This window comes from Brevibacillus sp. NRS-1366 (assembly GCF_050467985.1).
Genome location: NZ_JBITPN010000024.1, coordinates 43,635 through 67,606 on the forward strand (window position 1 = coordinate 43,635; position 23,972 = coordinate 67,606).

The following is a 23,972-nucleotide window of genomic DNA, read 5'->3' on the forward strand; positions in this document are numbered from 1 at the left end:
CCCCTTTTTTATAAATGCATCAGGACGCACTGACAATAGCCATCCTTTGGTTAATGTCAGTCGTCCCTTTCCTGCTCTATCAGACTTCCTATTACTTCCCTTGCTCCAGCAAGAAAAACGGGCGGCCCAGGATCGCTTCCAATCGGAAATACTTATCCAATCCGGTGGCACGGAAGGAATGCGTCATATTTGTTACTGTTTGCAGATCCGGCACATCAAAAAGCAAACAAGCGTGCCATCCTTCACTGCCAGCGTGCCCGGCCGTAAGAATATCTCTATCAATCGTTCCAAGTAGTTCCGACCCATTGTCTTTCCATGTAGCGATCACATCATTTAACTTTGGAAGAACTGCTTGGGTCTTTTCTTCCGTTGTTGTATTGAACCAGCCTGTAGATTCAAACTTGATCATGACCCGCAATTTCGTCGGTATTTGGGGTGCTCCATGTTCCATAGCCATCTCCACACACACTCCTTTATAGGCAATTGATTTAACGCATTAATCTTCCGCCGTTGATATCAAAGGTTGCTCCTGTGACAAAGCCCCCGTTTTCAGAGGTCAGATACGATACTAAATCTGCAACTTCTTCCGCTTCTCCTACTCTGCCGATGGGAATCGTTTGAATCATTTGCTCCAGTTTTTCGGTCGGCACATTATCCATTTCAGGTGTGCGTACCGCAGCAGGTGACACCGCATTCACCGTGATTCCATATGGGGCTAGGGATCTTGCAAACACTTTAGTCAAGGCCAGCTGACCAGCTTTGGACGCACAATAGGCTGCACTGGAGGTTAATGGGCCATCTTGCCCGCCAATGGAGGACATGTTGATGATTCGTCCCCATTTTTGCTCTTTCATTGCGTGCATGACGGCTTGCGCGACAAAGAAGGTGCTTGCAAGATTCGTGGACATGATTTGGTCCCATTCCTCCAGCGTCATATCTTCTATCGCCGTTTGCGTCCGAATTCCTGCATTGTTTACGAGAATATCAATCCGGTCCCATTTGCTTAAAATGTCATGAACAGCCTGCTTCATTGCCTCATGATCCGAGACATCTACCGCCATAAAAACGGCTTCATCGCGGCTCACTTTGTCAAGATGCTGCTCTCTTAACAGATCCAGCTTCTTTTGACTGCGGCTTAGGAAAGCGACCTTTTTGCCTTCGCTCAGCAGCTTTTCTGCTATGGCTTTTCCCAGCCCCTGGGAGGCTCCCGTTACCACAGCTACCCGTTGAACTTTGTTTTCCACTGTATGTCGTCCTTCCCTTTGCATTTATTTCCCCTCAAAATTTGATTGGAGTCTCCCGCATGCTGCAAGGTAACACGATGGCTCTGACAAGATCAGATGTAGCCAGGCATCGGCGGCACGCCAAGAAAAACGGAACCGGCACCGTCGTACATGCCTTCGCCAAGGAACGCGTGCTGGGTCACGACCATCGCGTCGCGCAGATAGCGCTGCAGCGGGTGTCCATCGTAGATCGCCGCAGTGCCCGCAAGCATGTAGGCCGACTGAACGGCGTCCGCGCCTGCACGGGTAGCTTGAACGGCAGCGAGACGCAGCAAGCTTGTTTGTTCAGCGGAGACACCGTCACCCCTCAGGATCGAGTTCCAAGCTGAATCGGTGGCTTCGTAGAAGAAGGCGCGCGCCGATCTGAGCGAGGCTTCTGCCTTTGCCACGGATATTCGCAGGTAAGCGCGATCAGTCATTTTCGGTGCTCCGGTAATGCCAGAACGGCCACCCGCCATCTGAGAGACTTCATCGAGCGCGGCACGAGCGACGCCGAGATTGACCACCGCCAGTACCTGCGCTGCATAAGCGATGGATGGATACTGGTAGAGCGGCTCATTGATAGTAGGCACACCACCACGGATAAAGGTCCATTCGTCAGAGACGATAACGTCTTTCACCCGCAGGTCATGGCTGCCTGTTCCGCGCAACCCGAGCACTTCCCAGTTTTCGACGATTTCCACATCCTCGGGCATGAGCACAGCCGTGCGCGGCTTGCCCCCGTCCCCAGCTCCAATACCGACACCAAGAATGTCGGCGCCCTTACAGCCGCTTGCGAACTTCCAAAGACCGTTCACTCGCCAGCCGCCCTCGACCTTCTCTGCGGGCTGGATTGGAAACAGGCCACCTGCAAATGCCACGTCCGGTCCGTTTGCGTAAAGGCGTACCAGTGTGTCGCGTGGAAGAGCCGCCAGATAGACCGCTGCAGAGCCAAAGCTCGCCACCCATCCGGCGGAACCGTCAGCCTCAGAGATGGCTTCGATCAGCCTGAGGAACTCCGAGGGCGAGAGAGAATCGCCGCCAAAGCAACGCGGCGTGGCAGCGCGAAAGACGCCCAGTTGCTTTAATTGCGCTATCATATCCCGAGGCACGTGCCGTTTCGCGTCAAACTCGTCCCGCCTGGCGCGGATTTCGGTCAGCACGCGGTCGAACTGATTCTGACTTTGCTTTTCAACAGCATTCAAGATTCTTTCCTCCCTTTTCCTATATCACCTAATCATTCATTGGTTTTCTTCCATGAAAAGAAGGGCGGCCGCCACCGGCCGGGTACCTTCTCTTCCATGAACTCTCGCTCAGGCTCTCGTCTAAACCAATGCCACATCACGCATCGCTTTTTACAAGAACGCCAGGGATAAACCTTGTCATCGCTGAAGGAGGAGTTTTGTCAACTCACAGGTGATATTGCGTTATTCTGACCATCAGATAGCGAGGGGATTTCATGGATAAACCAATCTGCCATGAGCTTCCCCCGAATCCATAGAGTTACTAGGAACGATCATTTCACCCAAATTTTACTTAAAGCTCGCATTACATTACCCCCGGTGACTTTCGCGATATCCGTGTCCGAATAGCCGCGAACAACCAACCACTTGACGATGTTAGGCATCGCCTCCATCGGATCCTCCAGCCCCAATACATAGCTGCTTTCATCAAACTCTTCCCCGCTATGTGATTGGCCAATGGATAATTGAGCGTCTACCGCATGCTGCAAGGCAACATGATCGCCGAAAAAGGTATCCGGCCCAAAGCCCACGTGATCGATGCCCACCAGATTTACGATGTATTCAAAATGCTCCATGACGGATTCAATGGAATGATCCGAACTACTTTTGGTCAATGTGGTATTCGGCGCTGCCAAAATACCAATCACTCCGCCCTTATTTGCGCAGGACTTCAGCACTTCATCCGGTTTCATCCGTGGGGTATTCCACAGCCCTCGTGCCCCAGCGTGGGTAATCAGGACAGGTTTTTCACTGGCTTCAATCGTATCGAGACTCGTCTGATCCCCACAGTGGGAAATATCAATTACCATTCCCAGCTGGTTCATGCGCTTGACTACGCGACGGCCGAAGTTGGTCAATCCTCCATCCCGCACTTCGGACAATCCGCTGCCTAACGTATTGGCTTCATTGTAGGTAATCCCCATACAGCGAATGCCGAATCCGTATAAAATATCCACCCGATCGATTTCGTTTTCCAGGGCGGTTGCCGCTTCCAGTGATGGGATGATTGCAATCCGGCCGGTTTCTTTTGCTCGGTATAGATCGAAAATATTCGAAGCAATCATGACGGTATCTTGCTGAACGATATCACAGTAGCGCATTCCAAGATTCCAGATGACATCATCCCACTTGAGTCCCATTCGAGAGCTGATATTCATGATCCCGTCCATGAAATTCTCGAAAACGGCATCCAATCCGGAACGCGACAGACCTTCGTAACCAAACGAGGTAAATCCATGCTTGCAATATTCCAACGTGTGCTCCGGATGAAGAGGCATAACGAAGCCGTGGTCCCTTAGTGAGATCATGATATTATCCTCAAAGATCCGTTCCACTTTCTTCTGTTGCCTTTCATTTAATGGAATCGAATAGTTTCCTAACCGTTCTGTCTGACTGGCCAGCGGAAACGCCTTATAATCTAATCCGGCAGCCAAGTAATGAAAGGAACGATATCCGTCATAGATTTTCCTTTTCAATGTTTCCCCCTTCTTCCGCTCTCCCCGTCTACGACGATGAACCTCTACTTTTTCACCAACGGAGCAAATTCTTTCGCCAGCGGAATTACCTCTTGCAAGGTTTTTCCTTTCGGTGCACTCTTTCCGCAGCTATACAATTTTTCCAAAGGGAACTCATCCAGCTTGGGTATTTCATTTTCATTATTCATAAACTCTTTTACTGTCTGCAGCATCATCCGACGCATCTGAATGATCGGCATGTCGCTGGTTCCCAGATGCTCAACGCTACGGTCCACAATCGGCCCCATCATTTCGGTAACCGCATGATCCTGGTTTGCAATCCCGCGAATGCCGGAAAAGTTTCCACCCTTCATCAGCGTGCGATCCTGCTCATAAAAGTTTTCTTTATTGCGCAGCTTGCGGAAGTTTTCATCCAGAATCAATCCTCGGCGGTCATGCTGGGCCTTCACATCGATCGGCCCCTTATGGGAAAATTGAACATCCCAGCTCCAAGTGCTGTGATCATCCCTTGGGACAAAAATATGGAACATCCCATCTTCCCCTTCCATTCGAGGAGGATACGTATAGAATGGGAAAATGTAGTGAATTTCAAGGAATACGTTATTGTCCCCTTCGCCTACTCCTTCGGCCAAGCACCGCTTGCCATAAATCGTGCTTTCCACTTCCTGGCGAACTGGCGGGTTTTTGCACAACGGATGGTCAGGGTCAATACCCAGGTCGCTGCTCAAAATCCCTTGTTTCAGAATCTGTTTCGATAAAGCCCTGTGTAAGAACGCCGCATGTACATAGTCCACATCATTTTCCATGACCTGCAGGTAGTTGCATTCCTGCCAAACTCTTTCCGATAGAAGATGCTCGTCGGGCAAGCCCATCCAGAAAAAATTTGGCAACGGAGGCATGGATTCTGATGGTCCCATATAAGTCCATAAGATGCCGTTCTTTTCTATCACCGGATAGGATTTGATCTTGATCCTTTTCTTAAAGTTGCTTTCCACCGGTTCTGACGGCAAATCGGTACATGTTCCGTTCACATCAAATTTCCATCCATGATAGATACAAGTCAATCCGCATCCGTCATTGATTCCAAGCGCCATAGACGTTCCCCGGTGCGGACACTTCTCATCGATTAGCCCTACCTTACCTTCAGAATCTCGAAACGCAACCAGATCTTCTCCTAATAAACGGAGGGTGACGGTATTGCCGTCAGCCACAAGCTCATCTGACTTCAGCGCCGGGATCCAGTATCTGCGAAACAAGTCTCCCATTGGCGTTCCGCTGTCTGTTCGTGTTAAAAGATGATTGTCTTCAACTTTAAGCATTGTTTTATCCCCTTTTATTCAGAAGATTCAAAAAACTTCTCATCCATATCGTACATTCATTGAATTAAGCTCAAGGCAGCCTGGCAGCACGCCATATCTTCATCTGCTGACCCTCCGCTAATGCCAATCCCGCCGATTATCTCATCGCCTATTTTAATGGGGAATCCACCCCCAAAGACTACCAAGCGCGGTGTATGGACAATGCCTTCTCGCAGAGCCGGTTCATTACGGATAAGCGGGTGCCACTCATGAGTCGGCAATCCGAAAGCGATGGCCGTATAAGCTTTGTTCTGAGCAATTTCAATGCTGAGAATCGGAGCCTGGTCCATCCGGCGAAAATGAACCAGATGGCCCCCCTCGTCAACGATCGCTACATTGATCTTAATGCCAAGCTGTTTTGCCTTTTTAACGGCAGCCTCTGCCATCTGATTGCCCATTTCCGACAATATTGTCTTCTTTTCGCGATAGATTTCCACTTTCTCTCCCCTCCGTTCCCCACCTGTTTTCTACTGAAAGCAAAGAACCAATCGGCATGTCATTTGAGCGTTATTTCAATGGTTATATTCTCCCTCGGATAGGTCTTGCAGGCTAAACTATAGTTTTCCTTTCTTTCCTCCTCGGTAAGGACAGCCATTGAACTCGTTCCTCGCTCAAATTTGCCTTCCGTGACCTGAATCTTGCACATTCCACAGCCGCCGCCCCGGCAACCCAGTGGGATCGACACCCCGTGACGGCGTGCTGCGGTCAATACATCTTCCGTACTGGAACACTTGAATATTTCACCAACAAGACGATTCACTTGTACTGTAAACATCGCTTCGTACCCCTATCCGTTGGTTACTTTTGTAAGTCTATTGCTGGCAACTATGTGAGCGCTTTCATAAAGGAATCAATTAACTCTCTGCGATGATAGAAAATTCCCTGGCCGATTCGGTCTTCTGTCCACGTAATGGTCGGAAAATCGGTATAGGTAAAATAACCACCGCAGAACGCTTCATTTCTATTTCCGGATGGATCGAAGAAGTAGACCGTTTGGCCTCTCGTAATCCCGTGTCTTGTAGGGGTTACCTCAATTTGCACTTCGTTGCGGGACAAAATATCCGCAGCCTTCAGTACTTCATAGAAATTATCTACATGGAAAGCGGCGTGATGCAATTTTTTATCCGGGCCTTTGACAAACGCAATGTCATGCGCTTTATTTCCGGTAAACAAGAAGCTGCCCAGCATCATTTCTCCGTCTACCGTCATGACCTTTTCACTTTGTTTGAAGCCGAGCACTTCCATAAAGAAGCGAGTGGCCGTTTCCAAATCTTCCCCTGTCAAAAGACAATGATCGAGGGCATGCGGTGCAATTCCGCGAGTATCCGTTGGCCAAGGATGTGGATTCAGGGAGCCAACCTTCTTGCCCAGCACTTCAATATCGTGATAAAGCTCCACCTGATGCCCTGTTGGAGTTTCGATACGGATCGCCTGACCTTCAGCCAACCGAGTACCATTTGGCACACGTCGGACCGTACAGCCAAACTGTTCTACCTTTTTTTCATAATGGGCCAGGTCATCCAGCTTTTCTACTTTAAAAGCCATGTGGTCCAATCCTGCAGAATCTGCCTGCTGCAAAACAACGCTATGGTGGTCATACTCATCCCATGCCTTCATATAAATTCTGCCTTCTGATCTTCCCGTTTCTTCCAAACCAATCACATTCGTGTAGTAGTCAACTGACTTTTCAAGATCCATCACTTTTAACTCGACACGCCCTAAACGCATAATCCCCATGAAACTGCCCCCTTTGTGATTTAGTTTGATTCACTTCCTTTTGTCATTGTTATTATAAGCACAAAAATTCAGACAATATATTACCGAACCAGTTTGATTTACGATCGATTCCTGTATGATTCTGTTGTTTCTCACGGGAGACTCACGAAAGTGCATGGACATAGAAATGGCTGCCGAGATTTCCCCGACAGCCTGAGGTCTACCCAAAAGCAGAGTATTTTATTGACTGTGCTACATCAAAGCAGCTCGAGCATCGTGGCCATTCCCTGTCCACTGCCTACACAAAGGGTGGCGATTCCGTAGCGTTCGCCTCGTCTTCTCATTTCATAAAGCAGAGTGACGAGAATACGTGCACCAGTCGCGCCAAGTGGATGTCCCAATGCGATGGCTCCTCCGTTAACATTCACTCTGTCCAAATCCAGTGACAGATCGCGCCCGAGGTTCTTCGTCCAGGACCCTCGCAATTTCTAAAGCAGTAGGATTGATTTCTATAATGGAGTGAAGCACCGAATCATACTTGCAGATTCTTTCCAAATAGACCTGTACGAGATCTTCAGAGCGGAAGCTTCCCGCTTCCATTGCCGCCTGCATATTGGATATATCCGCTTCGATGATCCAATTTTCCAGTTTCGTCTCCAATAGTTTACACCCGCTCTCCTACTTCTGCCCCTTATACCCATACACCGAATAATCCGCCCGTACTTTTCTGATCGCCAACCAGACAGGTAATCCTCTGGCGACCCAGCGCAAGGCTGACATGATGTTTTGCTCATTCTCGAACTGCTCGACGATCACAACCGTCGTTTCATTAATATAAGATTGAAGCTCATCCCAGCCCATTGCCGAATAACGGTCTGTCCCATAAGTTCTTAGCTCCAAGAAATCTTGCCGCTTCGGGTCTTTGAGTTGGATGAGACGACGTATGGCTTGTGCACATTCTGGATGAATAGTCTGACTGCTCGGCAAAATGGTAAATCCCCTTCCTCGTGCTCGATTCTCTCCCATATGTTCGACATGACCACCCTGTGTTCCCTTCTATTGTCTGCTCTGTTGTCTTCCATTTAGCTAAATCAGCTCCGACATCAGCTTTGTCATCAGGGCTGTCGACAGCATGGCGGGCTTGCCAAACAGGCTACTGACAAGCTGTCGTGCCTCTTCCGAATATCCCATGCAATCGAGAAGCAGCAGATCGACCTGACCCTTCAATGGTTCCATTGCCTTCTGATACGCCTCTAGGTCTAGATAGAACGGCGAACACTGGTGCACAAAATAGCAAAATATTCTGAATGCCAGAGGCCTCCATGTCGCTGATCTTTTCCTGCAAAATCGGTTGGATGCTTTCCCGGGACATCACGACTGCTTCCGCATTGGGCAATCGGGAGGTTAGCACATATTCCCCTGGTCCAGGACCCCTACCCGAATCAGTTCAGCGAACGATAGAGAAATGTTGATTAAGAAAAAAACAGGGAGACGCATCATCTCCCTGCTTCTTTTCGCTTGACGTGCACGTTTTACATGACTGGCTCGTTGCCCATGGTTTGAAAAATTTTCATGGAGCCATAGCGTGTAACGATGTGCTCAAACTCAGCCTCGTCGTAAAAACGCGTAATGCCTTTTGTAAATTCTTTTGCAACCTCTACCGCAAATTTGACGGCGAGGGCAATATCTGTTTCATGACTCGCTCCGGTTCCGCAGCCTGGAACGGCACTCTGGGCGGTGATGGCAACTCCTACGACTGGGGCATCCGTCGCGACAGATGGCTGAAGGATGCTATTGACGTGGAACAGGTCGTTTCCATACGGCGTGATGTCCTGCATCGTGATCGGGAAGGTGACTGGCAGTTGTCCGGTGGTCATCTCCATAATCCGCAGTAGATCCTCACTTATGCGCAAAATGTATCCTTCCTTGACCGTTGGCGAGATCGCGATCCCTTTATGATTGACGATTCGATTCCCTTTGGTCGTATCAATAGAGAGGATCGCTTCCATCTCAGGAATAATCTCATACTTGTTCATGGTCAAAATGTCGACAGGCGAGCCCATGAAATCAACCGGTTCATGCGGCACTGTCGGCGCATGCGGGCAAATGTGCGTACTGATTATGACATCACCAGTCAGCATATCACCGTTTTTTTGCATTTGTGCAAGCTTCAAGGCAGAGGCCACAGCAGCAATCGCACCATCTGCATCAGACACCAGTCCAATACGACTAGGGCGTGCGCCAATTCCGCCGAGGCGACCAATGATCCCAAAGGTAGGAGCTGTGCCTCCAGCAGACTTGCCGTTTTTCCCTGGCACCAGAATTTTCACGAAATCCGTGCTACCTTCTTCTCCAGAGACTGTTTGCGTAGTTACAGTTACGCCTGGAAATGCAGAGAATAACTGCTTGATGGTTTCTCCATTTACATAGGCACTGTCCATGATTTCAAAAACAGTCATTGTTTGTTTTAACGCCATGCTGATTCCTCCTTGATTCGAACGATGATGCATATATTCTCGTGGTGTGCAGATCGTTCTTAGCCAAAGATGTAGGAAAGAATTTGTTTGTTGACCGCATCCTCTACCGCTGCGAGCAGCTCTTTATTGCGCATGGTCGAGCTGAGAATCAGCTTTTCTTTTGGCACGTGAATGACCGCCAGCTTCTGTCCTTTTTCAATTTCCGCCGAGACGATCGGTTTGGCCGTTTGGGCATCGAGCGTCATGATGAGGTCTGGGAAGGTGCCCAATCGCTCTCCATTTTGTTCAAGCGTCATGTACTCGTTCCAGAATGTCATTTCGTGACCACTGATGACGACTCTCCCTACATCAAATCCACCCGCTGTGGTCAATTCGAATTCATCTACCAGACCAGAAGTAACGACACGGCCACCCAGTTTCTTGCATACAGCCTCGATCGCCGACTCTCCTTTGGAACCAAGCAGGGCTTCCCCTACCTCGATCGCCTGGAGAATGGCACCCGGAGCTCCGTTTTCACGCGCATAGGATACGGTGATCGGATTGCGTGCAACGACAACCAAGCCTCCTGTTTCTACAGATACTTTGCGAACCAGTCCAGCCGCTTGCTGCAATTGTCCACTGACGCAAACCTCATGATACAGCTCATCCTTACCGCCAACAGCAGCCTGGTGCGAAATGTAGCCTTCTACCTGATGCAGGTTCATCGCTCCCATCGAACCGGTAGGATGGGCACGACCATTACATGGCAAGTCAATGACAGGCAATCCTGTTACTGCTGCTTGAAACCAGCCGTTTACTGTTGTTCCTGCCCCATTCTCATTGGTGATGATCCCTTTGATTGGCTGTTGAATCGTTCTTTCCAGAAGCTGCAGCGCACGTACATAGTGCATAGGCTTTACGTATTGATTCTCTGCAGCCGGTGCCCCAACCAAAGCTACCGTTGCCAGCAGGTCCTCATCATTCATTTCATCTACCGTATACAATTGTGGCGATCCCACTTCGAGTGCCAGACGTCCGGTTTCCATCCCATCTTCAATCCAGCCTCCACCGCCGCCACCGAGTACCGCTCCACCGTAAACCGCTGCTTCCATCATGGATATGGTGATTTTGATTTTTGCCATTTCGCTTCTCCTCCGTTTGTAGTTTATTTTTTCGCGAATTTAAACAAGGAGTTACAGAAACTGTAGATCGCGTCACCCGCGATAAATCCTGCGGCGAGAATGCTCAGCGTACTCTCAGCCTGCTTGCCTTTTACTTTCAGGGTGATACTGCGAATCAGAATACCAGCCAATACAGCGAATCCGGCATATGGATTCAGGATCAAAAGTCCAGTAGCGAACATGACACCCATTTGTTTATTTGCTCCACCAATCAATTGCAAAATCGCCCCTGGAATCGCCCACAGCAATAATTGCTTAGCAATTGCCGGAGAGGTTCCTGCTTCGATCGTGCTGGCGTACACAGCATCAACTGGCGGAATCAGACCTTCGGAAAAGAAGCTTTGATACGAAAAGGCGACAGTAATGAGTGCTACACCAAAAGCGATCAAGCCAGCGATGTATTGTTGCTTGCGTCCTTCGAGCTCCATCGCCATATCAGCACCATTGCCGCGCAAAATGAAGCCCGTTTTCAAATCGTAGCCCATATCGGCAAAAGCAGGTCCAGTCGCAGCACTAAAACCGACCAAAAGAGCGAGTGCCACAGGCGGGAAACCAATCATCATCCCAATAATCAACGTGATCAAAGCAATCGCAAAAGCGGGGAACCATCCGGAGTGCATGGCGGCGATCCCTACAATCAGCTCATGGACATAAGCAGCGAACGCAGCAAAGAGCAAAAAGCCAATCAGCATGCCAAAAGACATGTGTGTAATGAGTCCACCTGCGATCGCAACAATAAGTGCCACAACGAGATAAGCAAGAAAGCCGAAGCCCAGGACGCGCGATGTTGTTTTTTCACTTTGCGTATAGGAGACATCCTCCAATGCACCAGCCGAAGTGATAGCTGCTGCAGCCGGTTTCTTCTTTTTGAGAATAACGAATGCCACTTGAAACAAAGCGACGATCCCCGCACCGATCATAAAGCCGTGCGGAATGTACAAGGCGTTCAAGTCAACCTGGAAAAGCGGAATCGAATATTGACGAAGCAAAAGGCCAAATCCAAACATGGCCAGCGCCCAAATATTCCCGATAAACGCAACCCCAAATGCTGACATTGAAATTCCCAAGTAGGAACCGAGCAAACCGATAGCCGTACCTACTCCCAACAGGAGCCCACGCTTTCCGCCTTTGTCTCCTGCGATAATCGCCTCTGCAGTCGCGACACCTGGTGCCCACGTGCCAGTCGCTGGAAACACTTTGGAGTCAAACAGCTTGTACAGCAGCGCTGTATCTACAAACATCGCAAGTCCCGCACCAATCAGCATCGGAACGATGAGCTCAGGCTTGCCCATCGCAAACGGAATCCCGATCGGTATCAGCAAGCTGTTCGCTGCCCCAAAGGTGGCGGATGAAATCGATGTTTGTACGAGATTTTGACGATGAACGGAGCGGTACTTGGAGAAGATCTCCATCGGAATCCGCGCGATCAGCATTGCCGCAATCGCTCCGATAATCGAAGTACTCGGCGTAACCCCCAGTGACGTAATCAACTGCATCCCGATAATTGCTCCGAATACGGACAAAGCAATATTCAGGATCAGCGTAGTAGGCTCAAAAGCGGAGGGATGTTTTCCTCTTGGGGACTTTTCTTTGGCCATAATAGCGCCTCCTTTGTTAATAAATTCAATGAAAAATCGTAATGATCGCATGCCTTTCCTTAGCCAACTAAAGTTAGTGGTATTATTGCTACGTCAGGCAAAAGGAATGCGCTCGCTACCTGAAAGCGCCTTCATGATTGCAAAAAAAATCGCTGCTTTTCTCTCCCCCTGATCATCACGTTTCTTTCCTGCTTAAAACTGTCTTCCCTAAATTCTTTTTACTTTCTGATAGTACAAAAAAAAGCCGCTTCCCCCTATGGAAAGCGACCCAAAACTTCGCACCCCTTTTTGGGCACGATCACAAACGGTATGATTTCATTGAATCGGTTGAATGTCGACTCCCTCTGTTTTCCAGACACGCATCGCTACATCCAGACGAAAACGTACTTCGGGATCATTTACATCCGTCTGAAGAATTTCCCCGATCCGCTCCAAACGATACAAGACAGAATTGCGATGGATAAACAATTCTTCTGCTACCCGTTTGGTATTGCCACCTGATTTGAGAAATGCCCCCAAGGTAGCTACCAGTTCAGTGCCATATTCCTTGTCATAAGCGACAATCGGCTCTATCAACATAGACGTAAGCATCTTCAACACCGGATGCCCGGCTGCGTCTAAAAGCAAATCCTCTACCAGCACTTCGTAAAAATGCACGATTCTTTGTTTGGGCAAAGTGTGCTGCCCGATGGAAATGGCCTTGTGGGCTTCCAGACTGCTAGCCGGAACCTCTGCCAAAAGCTGGCGCACGCCACCAATTCCAACAGTGAGCTGCAAATCAGAAGGAAACCCCTCGCCCAGCGGCAACAGCTCCTTAGCCAATGCTTCAGCATCTTCTCTTTGCTTTTCCACTTCTCCATGGATCGACGAGCATAAGACAATCAGAGAATCATTGATAACGACACCCTTCCGATTATTTGCCCCCGGCTTGTTCACCTTTTGCAATAATTGATTGTAGAGATGAGCAAGCTGTTCATCCGGTGGCAGCTTGTCCACTTCAGTCATATTGGTTACACGGACGACCATCACATAGTGAAAAGGCCGAAGAGAGAGCCCCAACTGCTTTGCCCGATAACGCAGCAAGTCTTCTTGGTGCGAGGACCCCGAAAACAGCTCTACCAAAAACGACTCTTGCTCGCGTTCACGCTGCAACTGCTGGGACTGTCGAATCGTAAATTCAATCGCCAAAACAGTCACAGCATGATCGAGGCACATCTGTTCAAAACGGTCTTGTTCCCTCAGTTCTCTCGTAATAGCCAGGTAACCCATGATTCTGCTGCCTACCTGAATCGCTCGCTTTTCTCGGATCACTGCCTTACCAAAGTGAGAAGTGCTGCTTTCTACTTCCCCATTCTCTTTCAATACAGCAGCCTCGCAGGAGAGCAGATGACCGATAAGGACAACCAGCTCTGTCGTCCGCCGATTCAAGACCAGATTCGTAAACTGCTGGTTCACTTCTCGAACCTCGCGCAGCATAAACGCCTGCCGATTCAGTATCTGGTCGATGACCGCATGTGTCATATCAATAAAGGAGTTTTCCAGCGGGATATCAAATAAGGGAATGCCGTACAGATTGCTTTTGTACAAGGCCTCTGGGGGCACTTCCTGTATGAACCTTCTCGTCTTGATCCCTATCGCTGAGCTGCCGACCTGATGCATTTCATCCAGAAGACGGCAAAGAAGCGCAGGTTCATCGCGAAACGAGTAGCCTGTAGTAATAATCAATTCGCTCGGTCTGAGAAACCCCGTCAGGTCAGGCATTTCCATGGAACTGATATAGTAAATCTCCTTGGAAATGCCTTCGTCACCAGCCATTACTTTTGCTCCATGAAACACTGGTAGTTGCAGCAGCCGCTCCACCGTAAAAGGAGTGATTTGCATGTACTTCACCTCGTCACTCTTACTATTTCCTTGATGCTACCATTAGAAAACTTGGATTTGTCAAGCCTATTGGCGCAGGCAGTGGCCGTAGTTGCACTTACACCATCATCCTTAAAATTTTATACTCCGATAGTACAAAACAAAAAAGGCCATCTTCCCTTTGAGAGGAATACGACCTTTTGTGCTTTTGTTGGTGCAGTTTTTCTGCTTTCGTCTTCGTTCTCCGCGATCTCATGTCTGCAAAGGCAAAGATACTCCTGTTTTGATCCGGGTTTCGCTTTCCTTCCCTCTCGAGCTTTTCCCGCTCTTTGCGAGCGCTGCTTTTTGCCATATGACTCACTCCTTTTTGACGAGCATTCAAACGAGGTGACTATGAACGCTGTTCTTGCTGTTATCATAGTACGCTTCGCGCATGGATGCAACCAAAATAGAGAGATATCCAGGAGCACTTGTCCATTCCTTTAGAATGTCAGTGAATAAAATGGTAGGGAACGGGAGGTGGTCATACACAGTGAAAAAAATCACAGCATCACGCATCGAAAATCAAGTTTATTCTAACCGGGTTCTGCGGTCTGAGTTCGATAAAAACTGGCGTACCTTCTTGTCCAGAAGCGGGTATGTCGTCTATATCGCAACAGCCAATCGGGCAAAAGCAATCGTCCTGTTATCGAATGGATCAAGAAAATTGCTCATCTTTAACAGAGGCGGGAGAATATTGGTCGGCGGCGGGGGAACGAGTGCTCTCCTCAGCTTCGCTCATGTATTTCTGTTGGTACGCGAGGATAATGGAGCAAAATCCCTTTGCCGAAATCGCCATGGCTCGCTCGTCAAAATCGAATCTGGCATTGTGATGCGGGTAAATGTCGGACGGATTCTGCATCTGCGCACCTGTAAAAAAGAAGCTGCCTGGCACCTTTTGCGTGTAGTAAGAAAAATCTTCACCTGGCATTACCGGAGGAGTCTCCACCACTTCCTGCACACCGTCGACATTGGCCAGTGCCTGCTGCGCAATCCTGGTTTCTTCTGGGTGATTGTACAGGGCATCATAGCCTCTTTCGTAATGAACCTTTGCTACTGCGTCGTTCGCTTCCGCTACCGTGGTGGCTATTTTAATCAAGGTCTGCTCCGCCATATCTCGGACTTGTGGATCATAGGAGCGCACCGTCCCCGTCAGCTCTGCTGATTCAGGGATCACATTAAACGCATCGCCCGCATGAAACGCCCCAATCGAAACAACCAGTTGTTTCAGTGGATCAACTCTTCTGCTCGCAATCGTTTGCAGGTTTAATGCAATCTGGGAACCAATGATGATGGGGTCGACGGTTTCGTGAGGAATGGCTCCATGGCCCCCTTTACCCGTCACTTTGATCGTAAACTTGTCAGCAGCAGCCTGGATATAACCTTCGCGATAATAAACATTGCCAAATGGCATTGTGCTCTGCAAATGGCATCCATAAATGACGTCTACTCCGTCCAGGCAGCCGTCCTCAATCATCGGTCTTGCTCCTCCTGGGGCTAGTTCCTCTGCAAATTGATGGATGAAGACGATAGTACCTGGGAGCTGGTCCCGATATTTCGCAAGAGCCTTTGCTGTTCCGAGCAATGCGGCAGTATGCCCGTCGTGACCACACGCATGCATCACTCCTGGAACGGTTGAGCGGTATTCCACTTCTTTTTCATCGTGTATGGGAAGTGCGTCAAAATCCGCTCGCAATGCAATTGTTTTTCCTGGCTTCCCGCCTTTTAATGTACCGACGACTCCTCGTCCCCCTACATTCCTTCTGACTTCCAGACCAAGCCCCTCCAAAAAGTCTGCGATCATCGCGGGTGTCCGTACCTCCTCGAAAGATAATTCCGGATGACGGTGCAAATCTCTGCGGATGGTAATCATTTCTGTCTCCAATGCTTCTACTTGTGCATGCAGTTCTTTCAAGAGTTGTTTCATCCTCGTTCTTCCCTTCGTGATTAGAGTCGAATAAAAGCGCCTGGTCCCAGTGGTAGGCCTAAATAATACCAGACGACAAACAAAATGATCCAGAATATTGCAAATGCGATCGAGTAAGGCAGCAATACGGAAATGAGCGTCCCCATTCCAATCGACTTGTCGTATTTTTTGGCAAATGTGAGGACGATCGCAAAATAGGCAAGCATCGGTGTGATCGGATTCGTAATTGAGTCTGCAATTCTGTAAGCTGCCTGAGTCAATGCGGGACTATATCCGAGCAACATAAACATCGGTACAAAAACGGGGGCGAGCAATGCCCACTTGGCTGAAGCACTCGCAATCAAGAGGTTGATGATCGCTGCCATTAAGATGAAGCCATGCAGCATGGGCAAGCCTTCAAAGCCAATGGATCGTAAAAACTCTGCGCCCTTGATTGCAATAATCGGTCCTAGGTTGCTCTTGCTGAAAAAGGCAATCATTTGGGCTGCAATAAAGGCAAGGACGATATACCCGCCCATTCCCGCCATCGCTTTTCCTAGGTGATCAGCAACATCCTTGTCCGTTTTTATCACTCTCGCACCAATTCCGTAAGCCAGCGCCGGAATGAAAAAGCCAAACAACATAATCGGTACAATCGCACTCATAAAAGGCGAAACGATTAAGGATCCATTCTCCTGATTTCGTAAAATCGCATTTTCAGGCAGAGTCATTACACAAATAATGGCTGCATAAGCGATGAGGGAGACGGTTGCCCACTTCAAGCCTCGTTTTTCCTCATTGCTAACTTTCTCTACCACTTCTGCAGGACCTGTATAAAGTCCTAATCTCGGCTCGACGATTTTCGTCGTGACAAACATGGCAACCGGTATAATGACAAAGGTGGAAACGACCATAAAGTAATAATTCATCGCGGGATTGGCTACGTAATTCGGATCAATGATATTTGCCCCAGCCTGCGTAAAGCCTGCCAATAACGGATCGAGCATGCTGATGATCAGATTCGCGGAAAAGGCTCCGCTCACTGTCGCATATGCTGCTGCCATACCTGCAATCGGGTGTCGGCCAATCGCAGCAAAAATCATGGCGGCAATCGGTGGCAGAACGACTTGCGCAGCGTCCGCAGCGGCGTTGCCCATCACCGCAATAAAGAGAATCGTCGGTAAAATAATTTTAACTGGCGCATTCAGAATCGTTGTACGCATGAAGGTGCTGACCAAGCCAGTGGATTCAGCCAATCCCACACCCAGCATGACGACAAGCACGAGACCTAATGGCGGAAAACCGGTGAAATTTCCGACAAGCGATGTAAGTACAGTCCGAATTCCCTCTCCATTGAGCAAATTCACTACCTGGATCGTTTCCTTTGTCGCCGGATTCACTACTGTAGTGCCGAGTAAAGAAAAAATACTAGACGCTACTAAAATCATAAGTGTAAAAATAGCAAACAGGGTAACCGGATCCGGCAGTTTATTCCCTGCCTTTTCAACCTGATCGAGAAACTTTTGAAAAAAAGACTGCTTTTTCTCATGCCCGATTTCTGCGACGTTTTCCGCCAATTGACTCATCTACATCCCTCCAATCTTTTGATTAATTAAACTATCACATTTTTCCATATTTTTATCAACGATTACAATTCAAATATTCTGATAATATCTCTTCCTTCCTAACATTCCCGCTTCCTTTTCCCTAAACGGATGAAATTCTCATCTCGCTCACGCAGCTTCTCCTCAACGGACGTGTTCTCATAGGAGTAAATACCCGCTCCTGTTTTTGTACCTAGCTTGCCTTTTTCCACCAATTCGGCAATCAATGCCGGGGCGCTCTTTGAATGATCCAGCACTGGAGCCAAATTGTCCATGACGCACTTCCACGTATCGAGGCCACCGAAGTCAGCCGTCTCGATTGGCCCCACAAACGCCCACCGAAACCCGATGCCATTCTTCATCACAGTATCAATTTCCTCTGCATCGGCTACACCGTCGCTAAGTAAGGAAAAGGCTTCCCTCATCAAAGCTGCCTGCAGGCGATTGGCGATAAAGCCGGGAACATCCTTTTTCAGCAAGACCGGAGATTTACCAACCATAAGCATCAGTTCTCGCGTCGCTTCAACCACTTCTTCGGAAGTTGTTTCATGCCGGACAATTTCGACCAGCGGCACAAGCTGAGCCGGGTTGAAAAAGTGCGTAATAATAAACCGGTGTGGCGCTTTTGCCACTTCGACCAAGCGTGCGATAGAAAAGGTTGAAGTATTCGAGGCGATAATGGCATCAGGTCTCGCGAACTCCTCTAGCTGCCTGAACAACTCCCACTTTAGCTCGATCACCTCAGGTACGGCTTCTGTAATCACCTCCGCCTTCGCCACAGCCTGCTGTAGATCGGTCGTCAAAACAATTCGTTCCAATGCATCGTGTTTTGCCTGCTCCGTGATCACTTTTTCTTGCACAAGAAGTGACAAGCTTTGCTCCACACTCTTTTTGGCCCGGAGCAAGAACTCTTCCTGCAAATCATAAAGAGAAACTGCAAAACCAGCCAGTGCATACACCTGAGCAATTCCATGCCCCATAACACCCGACCCGATGACGGCTACTTGTCTAGCCATGTCGCGCTCCTCCTATAGGATGACATTCATTGATGAACAAAGCTTCCATTTGCGAGCTGGCAGTTCCTGCTTTTCGCCATGGAAAAAGTAGAAAAAAAGGCCGTTATCCCTGCAACAGGATAACGACCTTTTCAACCTAATCCGTAGGATAATCACTCATGATGTCCAATTTGACTTCTTCGATATGCATCTCCATCGTTCGTTTCGCTTCGTCGATCTTTTTGTCTCTCATAGCTGCTACTATTTTTTTGTGCATTTCGATCGCCCGATACGGTCTGTCCAAGTTTTTGGTCATGATAATCCCGAACCATTTGACCTGTACCTCGAGGGAATCCATAATCGCAATCAGTCGGGTGTTATCCGAATAGCTGATCAGCGTGCGATGAAAATTACGGTCAGAAGCAAAGAATACATCCGGATTGCCCTTCTTCAACTGTTCTTCCGCCAGCTCCGCCTCTTCCAGCAGCGCGAGGTAGCACTCATCAGGAATGTAGGGAGCGGCCAATTCAACGGCCATGGATTCCAATGGCTTACGGACGTTATAGAGGTCTTCGATCGCTTTTTTATTGGGCGTACTGACAAACGTACCGGACCGCGGCCTTACTTCTATCAAATTATCCATCTGCAGTCTATTCAAAGCATCTCGCACAGGGGTACGGCTAACACCCAACTCGGCCATCAATTCATCGTAGTCAATACGTGAACCTGGCTTCAAGTCGTTATGGACGATTTTGTCACGCAAATAAAGATAGACTCTCTCATGCAGATTCAGATTGTCAAACATCCCTGTTTTGCCCACTACTATCCATCCTTCAACCATATTTCTTCATTTATTGTAACAGATCGACATGACCACTCCTATTCCCATCCTAACACGTCTCTACATTTGAAGAATTCATTTGGAGAAGAAAGAATGTTTCACTCTAAATGTTTTGTCTGGAGGCGCGCTTTTTGTTCAAAAACGATTTAATAATCGGTGTGAACAATGTAAGCAGCGATACAACCAATAAGAGACATGTGATCGGGCGTGTGAAAAAGATGTCGTAGCTTCCGTCGGATAATGCAAGTGATCTTCTGAATTGGCTTTCCGCCATCGGGCCCAGAATCAATGCCAAAACAATCGGTGATGCAGGAAAGTCTTTCTTTTGCATGAAATATCCGATGATTCCTGAGACTAACATGACTCCCACATCAAAAAAGCTGTTATTGATCGCATAGGAGCCGACGATGCACAGTACGAGAATCATAGGTGTCAAAATAGATTTGGGAATTTCCACCACCTTAGCAAAATAACGGGCTGCCAACAACCCAAGAACAAGCATCACGATATAGCAAAAGAGCATTCCGACAAACAGTGTATACACCAGGTCTCCATTGTTTGTAAAGAGCATAGGTCCAGGCTGGAGTCCCTGCACCATCAAGGCACCCAGCATAACGGCCGTTACTGCATCCCCTGGGATACCCAGCGTCAGTAGGGGGATAAAGGCTCCACCCGTACAAGCATTCGCACCCGATTCACAAGCAGCAACTGCTTCTAATTTCCCTTTTCCGAACTCTTCTTTTTCTTTGCTGAATCGCTTTGCTTCATTATATGAAACGAAAGCGGCAATATCTCCGCCTGCGCCTGGAATGATTCCGATGAGGATACCCAAGCCTGAGGAACGCAGTATGGTCGGCAGCATCTTCTTAAAATTCAACCAGGTTGGGAGAATACGTTCTATCGTAGCCTTCACTTTTTCGCTTGTCGCAGCTTCCTCCAACGTCTTAAAAGCCTCCGCTGCGGCAAACAACCCGATCATGACTGGAATATAAGGAATGCCATTCATCAGTTCTTCTATTCCGCCGGTATACCGTGGCAATCCTACGATTGGGTCCAGGCCGATCGTCGCAACCAAGAGCCCTGCCGTACCCGCAATGAGTCCTTTCAAGAGGGATTCGCCGGAGATGCTGGCAATAATGCTTAGCCCAAATACCGCCAGCGCAAACGTCTCGGGGGCGCTAAACTCAAGCGCCAGATTTGCCAGCACTGGTGACAGAAACATCAGAACAAGGACACTGAGGATACCGCCAATCGTCGAAGAAAGTGTAGCTGCGCCTAATGCTTGGCCAGCCATTCCTTTTTGCGTCAAGGCGTAGCCGTCGATGGCTGTAGCTGCGGCTGCAGGCGTACCGGGCGTACGCAACAGAATAGCCGTAATCGAACCGCCGTACACACCTCCGAAATAGACGCCGGAGAGCAGCAGTAAACCGGAGACGGGGTCCATGCCAAACGTGACAGGAAGCAGAAGCGCGACCCCCATCGTAGCTGTCAGACCGGGTAGCGCTCCTACGATGATCCCGATCGCAACACCCAATACCGAAAGTAGAAGGACCATCGGCTGCGAGAATATTTGCGTTACCCCTTGCAAAAAAAAGTCAGTCATGCTGTTCACCTCTCATCATTTGGAATCAAGAAAATAATAAGCCGGTGGGTAAAATGACATTAAGTAATAGAGCGAAAATAGCGTAGACCCCGAATGTCACTAAAGCCGCAGGAATAATCGCCGTCCACTTTCTTTGACCATCCATCATCCATTTCATAGCCACAAAAAACAACGGAGAGGCAACATAAAAGCCGACCAAGTATATGAGGATAAAATACACAATCGTCAAGAGTAGACCGATCAACGCCTTCATCCAGTTAATGGAGGCAACTTCCTGCGAGGCTTTAGCCCCCAGCATTTCTCTTCTTTCCTTGGCGATTAAGAGAATCGAGAGGAAAATCAGTAAACAGGACAGGAATGTTGGATAAAAGGCAGGTCCGACAGCCTCTGCCCCGGCAGAAGGAAACTGCTTGGCGTAATAAATAGCCAGCACTCCCACAACAATCAGAAAAACGCTTGCATATGTAGTTGCGTAACGGTTCATTTTCATCCCCCTGCAGCCAACATCATTCAAACAACGCGGAGAAGGCATCTCCGCGTCGCGCATTTTTTACTTCTTCAATCCCAGCTTATCGATCAGTTCTTTGAACATAGCTGAATCGCTTGTCATTTTCTCTTGGAAAGCTACATCATCAAGATACGTTTTTCCCAGATTCATCTTGTCCAAAACATCTTGGAAATTCTGTTCTTTTACCGTTTTCCCCGCTGCGTCCTTGAGAACGGTTACAATTTCTTGTGGAGTATCTTTTGGTACACCGAGTCCGCGCCATGTAGATACTGACAAATCAATACCCTTTTCTTTTAATGTAGGAATATCTTTCAATTTTTCAAGACGCTCGTCTGACATAACCGCCAGCATTTTTAAGTTTTCAGATGCGAGGTGAGCAGAAACCTCAGCAGGACTTACCATAACTGCTTCAACGTGTCCCCCAAGCAGAGCCGTCACCGCAGGAGCTGCTCCCTCGTATGGGATGTGGCGGAATTTTGCTCCGGTTTTATCTTCAAAAGCTGCCGCCGCCAAATGCCAGATGCCACCTGTTCCTGAGTTTGCTACACGCACTTTGTCTGGATTGGCTTTTGCGAACTCTGTAAATTCTTCGACCGTATTCCATGGCGCATCAGCCTTAACGGTGATGGCTGCAGGGTCTTGGTTGATCATCGCGATTGGTTTAAAGTCTTCCGGCTTGAAAGTAGCCAAGCCAATGTTTGGCAAAATGGTCACATCTGCTGTAAGCAAAGTAACTTTATATCCATCTGCTTTTGCTTTTGCCCCTTCTGCCATACCGATCGTTCCGCCGCCACCTGTTTTGTTAACGACACCGAAAGGCTTAGCGAAGTGAGTTTTTGCAGAGTCTGCAAATGCACGAGCAACTTTAGTGGTTGCATCACTGCCGCCTCCACCACATCCGGCCAGTGCAGCCAGAAGTGTGATGGAAACGAGTCCAGTGAATAATCGATTTTTTTTCATATGAGCCCCCGCTTTCCTCGTCTTTATCTCTATTTTAAATGAAACTAAAATTGCAAGTCTTTCATCGGGATATTGTGCTTCTCACAGTACTCTTTGTAAAGCTTTAGCTTGGTAAAGACATCGTCTTGATACGTGATCTGATCATTATCATCCAGATACTGAATGACACCTTCCAAAATGAACAGCGTAATCATGTCTTCCTCCCCGTCGACTACGAGGGTATGGATGTCTCCTGGCGGCTCGTAAACGAATGTACCTGGTTTGGCTACCCACTCTCTTTCCAGATAGCGCCACTCGCCTTGCAGGGTGAAAGCCATTACTTGTCCGCCTGAGTGGCGATGACGGTTAACAGCTCCGCCTGGCTTCACTTTCAAGAGATTAATCCAACGGCCAGTCGACAGATCAAAGCGGACTGGCTTGAACCATACACGGTCTGATTGCGGTACCCAAGGGATATCGGTGCTGTCGATGGCTTGGTCAGGCAGTTGCATCATTTCAGTAAATTCATTCAACGTCATTGTCATTGTAATTTCCTCGCTTTATTCGTGATTTATTTTAAGCAGTTGGTGTTGCAGGTGGATACAGCATCGGATCTCCGGCCAAAAGTCCCCCGTCAATCGGAAGAACGACTCCCGTCACGAAGCTGGCTTCCGACGAGGTGAGAAAGTCAATCACAGCTGCCACTTCTTCTGGCTTTCCGTATCTGCCCTGCGGTGTACGAGACAGGATACGCTCGCGGAACTTCGGATTCTGAGTGGCACCGGATGATAACGGTGTTTCGATATAGCCCGGACTTACCGCATTTACACGGATACCGTACTTTGCCCAAGATACAGCTAGTGACTTTGTCACCTGCACGATTCCGCCTTTAGAGGCTGCATAGGAAAGCAGGTTTTCACTGCCATAGTGGGCAAGCATGGAGCTGAAGTTTACGATCGCGCCTTCGCCGGCCTGTTCCATATATGGCTGAACAGCCTGGCACATGAAAACGCTGCCATGTAAGTTTACTTGGAGGACCGCCATCAATTCCGTGTCCTTCACCTCAGTGGCTGGAGTACGTCTGATTATTCCTGCGGCATTCACCAGAATGTGGATGCTCCCCATGGCTTCAGCCGCTCTTTTCGCCATGTCTCGTGCTTGCTCTTGGTCCGTCACATTGCCCGTGATAAAGTGGGCTTCTGCCCCTTGCTCTCTAAGCTGATGTACGATCTGACTTCCCTTCTCTTCGGCAACATCGACGATGGTAACTGCATACCCTTTTTCGATGAAGCGGTTTACCACTGCCAGCCCGAGGCCGGAAGCACCGCCTGTAACAATAGCTGTGCGTCTCTTTTCCATCGGAGACCCTCCTTAAGAAGACTCATCC

25 protein-coding genes and 3 pseudogenes are annotated in these 23,972 nt (G+C 48.6%); 1 reads left to right on the forward strand and 27 read right to left on the reverse strand.

The genetic code is table 11. The features are described 5' to 3' along the window. Window positions 1–91: 91 nt before the first annotated feature. The 18 genes and pseudogenes from ACIFQN_RS21825 to ACIFQN_RS21910 form a co-directional block, all read right to left on the reverse strand. Window positions 92–457: a hypothetical protein gene (locus tag ACIFQN_RS21825; RefSeq protein WP_429835152.1), complete on the reverse strand. Its 366-nt coding sequence runs from the start codon at window positions 455–457 to the stop codon at window positions 92–94. A 31-nt stretch (window positions 458–488) separates the two neighbouring features. Further along, window positions 489–1,244, reverse strand: coding sequence for an SDR family NAD(P)-dependent oxidoreductase (locus ACIFQN_RS21830; RefSeq protein WP_429835153.1), 756 nt, complete (start codon window positions 1,242–1,244; stop codon window positions 489–491). Between the two features lie 92 nt (window positions 1,245–1,336). Further along, a complete protein-coding gene (locus tag ACIFQN_RS21835; RefSeq protein ID WP_429835154.1) occupies window positions 1,337–2,467 on the reverse strand; it encodes an acyl-CoA dehydrogenase family protein in 1,131 nt (376 codons plus the stop codon). Window positions 2,468–2,778: 311 nt separating this feature from the next. After that, entirely contained in the window at window positions 2,779–3,981 is a 1,203-nt protein-coding gene (locus tag ACIFQN_RS21840) for a dipeptidase (RefSeq protein ID WP_429835155.1), read from the reverse strand. Between the two features lie 44 nt (window positions 3,982–4,025). Beyond that, on the reverse strand, window positions 4,026–5,300 hold the full coding sequence (locus ACIFQN_RS21845) for a Rieske 2Fe-2S domain-containing protein (protein ID WP_429835156.1): 1,275 nt from the start codon (window positions 5,298–5,300) through the stop codon (window positions 4,026–4,028). A 56-nt stretch (window positions 5,301–5,356) separates the two neighbouring features. Next, the gene (locus ACIFQN_RS21850; RefSeq protein WP_429835157.1) at window positions 5,357–5,776 is read right to left on the reverse strand and encodes a GlcG/HbpS family heme-binding protein; all 420 of its coding nucleotides are present in this window, start codon (window positions 5,774–5,776) and stop codon (window positions 5,357–5,359) included. Window positions 5,777–5,835: 59 nt separating this feature from the next. Further along, complete coding sequence (locus ACIFQN_RS21855) at window positions 5,836–6,114, reverse strand: 2Fe-2S iron-sulfur cluster-binding protein (protein WP_429835158.1); 279 nt, start codon at window positions 6,112–6,114, stop codon at window positions 5,836–5,838. A gap of 50 nt (window positions 6,115–6,164) precedes the next feature. Continuing rightward, entirely contained in the window at window positions 6,165–7,076 is a 912-nt protein-coding gene (locus ACIFQN_RS21860; RefSeq protein WP_429835159.1) for a catechol 2,3-dioxygenase, read from the reverse strand. A 236-nt stretch (window positions 7,077–7,312) separates the two neighbouring features. Further along, a pseudogene (locus ACIFQN_RS21865) lies at window positions 7,313–7,510 on the reverse strand (acetyl-CoA C-acyltransferase); the annotation flags it as partial. Beyond that, entirely contained in the window at window positions 7,473–7,715 is a 243-nt protein-coding gene (locus tag ACIFQN_RS21870) for a hypothetical protein (RefSeq protein WP_429835210.1), read from the reverse strand. The gene ACIFQN_RS21870 and the pseudogene ACIFQN_RS21865, both read right to left, overlap by 38 nt. Window positions 7,716–7,733: 18 nt before the next feature. Beyond that, complete coding sequence (locus ACIFQN_RS21875) at window positions 7,734–8,081, reverse strand: hypothetical protein (protein ID WP_429835160.1); 348 nt, start codon at window positions 8,079–8,081, stop codon at window positions 7,734–7,736. Between the two features lie 60 nt (window positions 8,082–8,141). After that, the gene (locus ACIFQN_RS21880) at window positions 8,142–8,291 is read right to left on the reverse strand and encodes an AroM family protein (protein WP_429835161.1); all 150 of its coding nucleotides are present in this window, start codon (window positions 8,289–8,291) and stop codon (window positions 8,142–8,144) included. Between the two features lie 88 nt (window positions 8,292–8,379). Further along, window positions 8,380–8,427 (reverse strand): annotated as a pseudogene (locus tag ACIFQN_RS21885) (hypothetical protein); the annotation flags it as partial. Between the two features lie 160 nt (window positions 8,428–8,587). Beyond that, a complete protein-coding gene (locus ACIFQN_RS21890) occupies window positions 8,588–9,532 on the reverse strand; it encodes a DUF1177 domain-containing protein (protein ID WP_429835162.1) in 945 nt (314 codons plus the stop codon). A gap of 59 nt (window positions 9,533–9,591) precedes the next feature. After that, the gene (locus ACIFQN_RS21895; protein WP_429835163.1) at window positions 9,592–10,653 is read right to left on the reverse strand and encodes a DUF917 domain-containing protein; all 1,062 of its coding nucleotides are present in this window, start codon (window positions 10,651–10,653) and stop codon (window positions 9,592–9,594) included. A 23-nt stretch (window positions 10,654–10,676) separates the two neighbouring features. Then, window positions 10,677–12,290, reverse strand: a complete 1,614-nt coding sequence (locus tag ACIFQN_RS21900) for an OPT/YSL family transporter (protein WP_429835164.1) — start codon at window positions 12,288–12,290, stop codon at window positions 10,677–10,679. Between the two features lie 315 nt (window positions 12,291–12,605). Next, window positions 12,606–14,171, reverse strand: a complete 1,566-nt coding sequence (locus tag ACIFQN_RS21905) for a PucR family transcriptional regulator (RefSeq protein ID WP_429835165.1) — start codon at window positions 14,169–14,171, stop codon at window positions 12,606–12,608. 97 nt (window positions 14,172–14,268) lie between these two features. Continuing rightward, window positions 14,269–14,502: a hypothetical protein gene (locus tag ACIFQN_RS21910; RefSeq protein WP_429835166.1), complete on the reverse strand. Its 234-nt coding sequence runs from the start codon at window positions 14,500–14,502 to the stop codon at window positions 14,269–14,271. Window positions 14,503–14,652: 150 nt separating this feature from the next. Between ACIFQN_RS21910 and ACIFQN_RS21915 the strand changes: the two are divergent. Continuing rightward, window positions 14,653–14,910: pseudogene (locus ACIFQN_RS21915) on the forward strand (hypothetical protein); the annotation flags it as partial. On the opposite strand, the gene ACIFQN_RS21920 reads toward ACIFQN_RS21915, so the two are convergent. The 9 genes from ACIFQN_RS21920 to ACIFQN_RS21960 form a co-directional block, all read right to left on the reverse strand. Beyond that, complete coding sequence (locus tag ACIFQN_RS21920) at window positions 14,848–16,116, reverse strand: M20 metallopeptidase family protein (RefSeq protein ID WP_429835167.1); 1,269 nt, start codon at window positions 16,114–16,116, stop codon at window positions 14,848–14,850. The pseudogene ACIFQN_RS21915 and the gene ACIFQN_RS21920 overlap by 63 nt on opposite strands. Window positions 16,117–16,136: 20 nt before the next feature. Further along, a complete protein-coding gene (locus tag ACIFQN_RS21925) occupies window positions 16,137–17,681 on the reverse strand; it encodes an AbgT family transporter (protein WP_429835168.1) in 1,545 nt (514 codons plus the stop codon). Between the two features lie 98 nt (window positions 17,682–17,779). Further along, window positions 17,780–18,715 (reverse strand): 3-hydroxyacyl-CoA dehydrogenase family protein, encoded by a 936-nt coding sequence (locus ACIFQN_RS21930; RefSeq protein WP_429835169.1) that lies wholly within the window; start codon window positions 18,713–18,715, stop codon window positions 17,780–17,782. A gap of 136 nt (window positions 18,716–18,851) precedes the next feature. Continuing rightward, window positions 18,852–19,514 carry a GntR family transcriptional regulator gene (locus ACIFQN_RS21935; protein WP_429835170.1) on the reverse strand — a complete coding sequence of 221 codons (663 nt, stop codon included), beginning with the start codon at window positions 19,512–19,514 and terminating at the stop codon, window positions 18,852–18,854. Between the two features lie 124 nt (window positions 19,515–19,638). Beyond that, window positions 19,639–21,138, reverse strand: a complete 1,500-nt coding sequence (locus tag ACIFQN_RS21940; protein ID WP_429835171.1) for a tripartite tricarboxylate transporter permease — start codon at window positions 21,136–21,138, stop codon at window positions 19,639–19,641. A 25-nt stretch (window positions 21,139–21,163) separates the two neighbouring features. Further along, the gene (locus ACIFQN_RS21945; protein WP_429835172.1) at window positions 21,164–21,622 is read right to left on the reverse strand and encodes a tripartite tricarboxylate transporter TctB family protein; all 459 of its coding nucleotides are present in this window, start codon (window positions 21,620–21,622) and stop codon (window positions 21,164–21,166) included. 66 nt (window positions 21,623–21,688) lie between these two features. After that, window positions 21,689–22,606, reverse strand: a complete 918-nt coding sequence (locus ACIFQN_RS21950) for a tripartite tricarboxylate transporter substrate binding protein (RefSeq protein WP_429835173.1) — start codon at window positions 22,604–22,606, stop codon at window positions 21,689–21,691. Window positions 22,607–22,650: 44 nt separating this feature from the next. Then, window positions 22,651–23,130: a 2,4'-dihydroxyacetophenone dioxygenase family protein gene (locus ACIFQN_RS21955; RefSeq protein WP_429835174.1), complete on the reverse strand. Its 480-nt coding sequence runs from the start codon at window positions 23,128–23,130 to the stop codon at window positions 22,651–22,653. A gap of 31 nt (window positions 23,131–23,161) precedes the next feature. Continuing rightward, a complete protein-coding gene (locus tag ACIFQN_RS21960; RefSeq protein ID WP_429835175.1) occupies window positions 23,162–23,944 on the reverse strand; it encodes an SDR family NAD(P)-dependent oxidoreductase in 783 nt (260 codons plus the stop codon). Window positions 23,945–23,972 lie beyond the last annotated feature (28 nt).

Coding starts and splice junctions, on each gene's coding strand:
- ACIFQN_RS21825 (WP_429835152.1), bottom strand. CDS start 457: ATGGCTATGGAACATGGAGCACCCCAAATACCGACGAAATTGCGGGTC.
- ACIFQN_RS21845 (WP_429835156.1), bottom strand. CDS start 5,300: ATGCTTAAAGTTGAAGACAATCATCTTTTAACACGAACAGACAGCGGA.
- ACIFQN_RS21855 (WP_429835158.1), bottom strand. CDS start 6,114: ATGTTTACAGTACAAGTGAATCGTCTTGTTGGTGAAATATTCAAGTGT.
- ACIFQN_RS21860 (WP_429835159.1), bottom strand. CDS start 7,076: ATGGGGATTATGCGTTTAGGGCGTGTCGAGTTAAAAGTGATGGATCTT.
- ACIFQN_RS21875 (WP_429835160.1), bottom strand. CDS start 8,081: ATGGGAGAGAATCGAGCACGAGGAAGGGGATTTACCATTTTGCCGAGC.
- ACIFQN_RS21880 (WP_429835161.1), bottom strand. CDS start 8,291: ATGGAACCATTGAAGGGTCAGGTCGATCTGCTGCTTCTCGATTGCATG.
- ACIFQN_RS21890 (WP_429835162.1), bottom strand. CDS start 9,532: ATGGCGTTAAAACAAACAATGACTGTTTTTGAAATCATGGACAGTGCC.
- ACIFQN_RS21895 (WP_429835163.1), bottom strand. CDS start 10,653: ATGGCAAAAATCAAAATCACCATATCCATGATGGAAGCAGCGGTTTAC.
- ACIFQN_RS21900 (WP_429835164.1), bottom strand. CDS start 12,290: ATGGCCAAAGAAAAGTCCCCAAGAGGAAAACATCCCTCCGCTTTTGAG.
- ACIFQN_RS21905 (WP_429835165.1), bottom strand. CDS start 14,171: ATGCAAATCACTCCTTTTACGGTGGAGCGGCTGCTGCAACTACCAGTG.
- ACIFQN_RS21910 (WP_429835166.1), bottom strand. CDS start 14,502: ATGGCAAAAAGCAGCGCTCGCAAAGAGCGGGAAAAGCTCGAGAGGGAA.
- ACIFQN_RS21920 (WP_429835167.1), bottom strand. CDS start 16,116: ATGAAACAACTCTTGAAAGAACTGCATGCACAAGTAGAAGCATTGGAG.
- ACIFQN_RS21925 (WP_429835168.1), bottom strand. CDS start 17,681: ATGAGTCAATTGGCGGAAAACGTCGCAGAAATCGGGCATGAGAAAAAG.
- ACIFQN_RS21930 (WP_429835169.1), bottom strand. CDS start 18,715: ATGGCTAGACAAGTAGCCGTCATCGGGTCGGGTGTTATGGGGCATGGA.
- ACIFQN_RS21940 (WP_429835171.1), bottom strand. CDS start 21,138: ATGACTGACTTTTTTTTGCAAGGGGTAACGCAAATATTCTCGCAGCCG.
- ACIFQN_RS21945 (WP_429835172.1), bottom strand. CDS start 21,622: ATGAACCGTTACGCAACTACATATGCAAGCGTTTTTCTGATTGTTGTG.
- ACIFQN_RS21950 (WP_429835173.1), bottom strand. CDS start 22,606: ATGAAAAAAAATCGATTATTCACTGGACTCGTTTCCATCACACTTCTG.
- ACIFQN_RS21955 (WP_429835174.1), bottom strand. CDS start 23,130: ATGACAATGACGTTGAATGAATTTACTGAAATGATGCAACTGCCTGAC.
- ACIFQN_RS21960 (WP_429835175.1), bottom strand. CDS start 23,944: ATGGAAAAGAGACGCACAGCTATTGTTACAGGCGGTGCTTCCGGCCTC.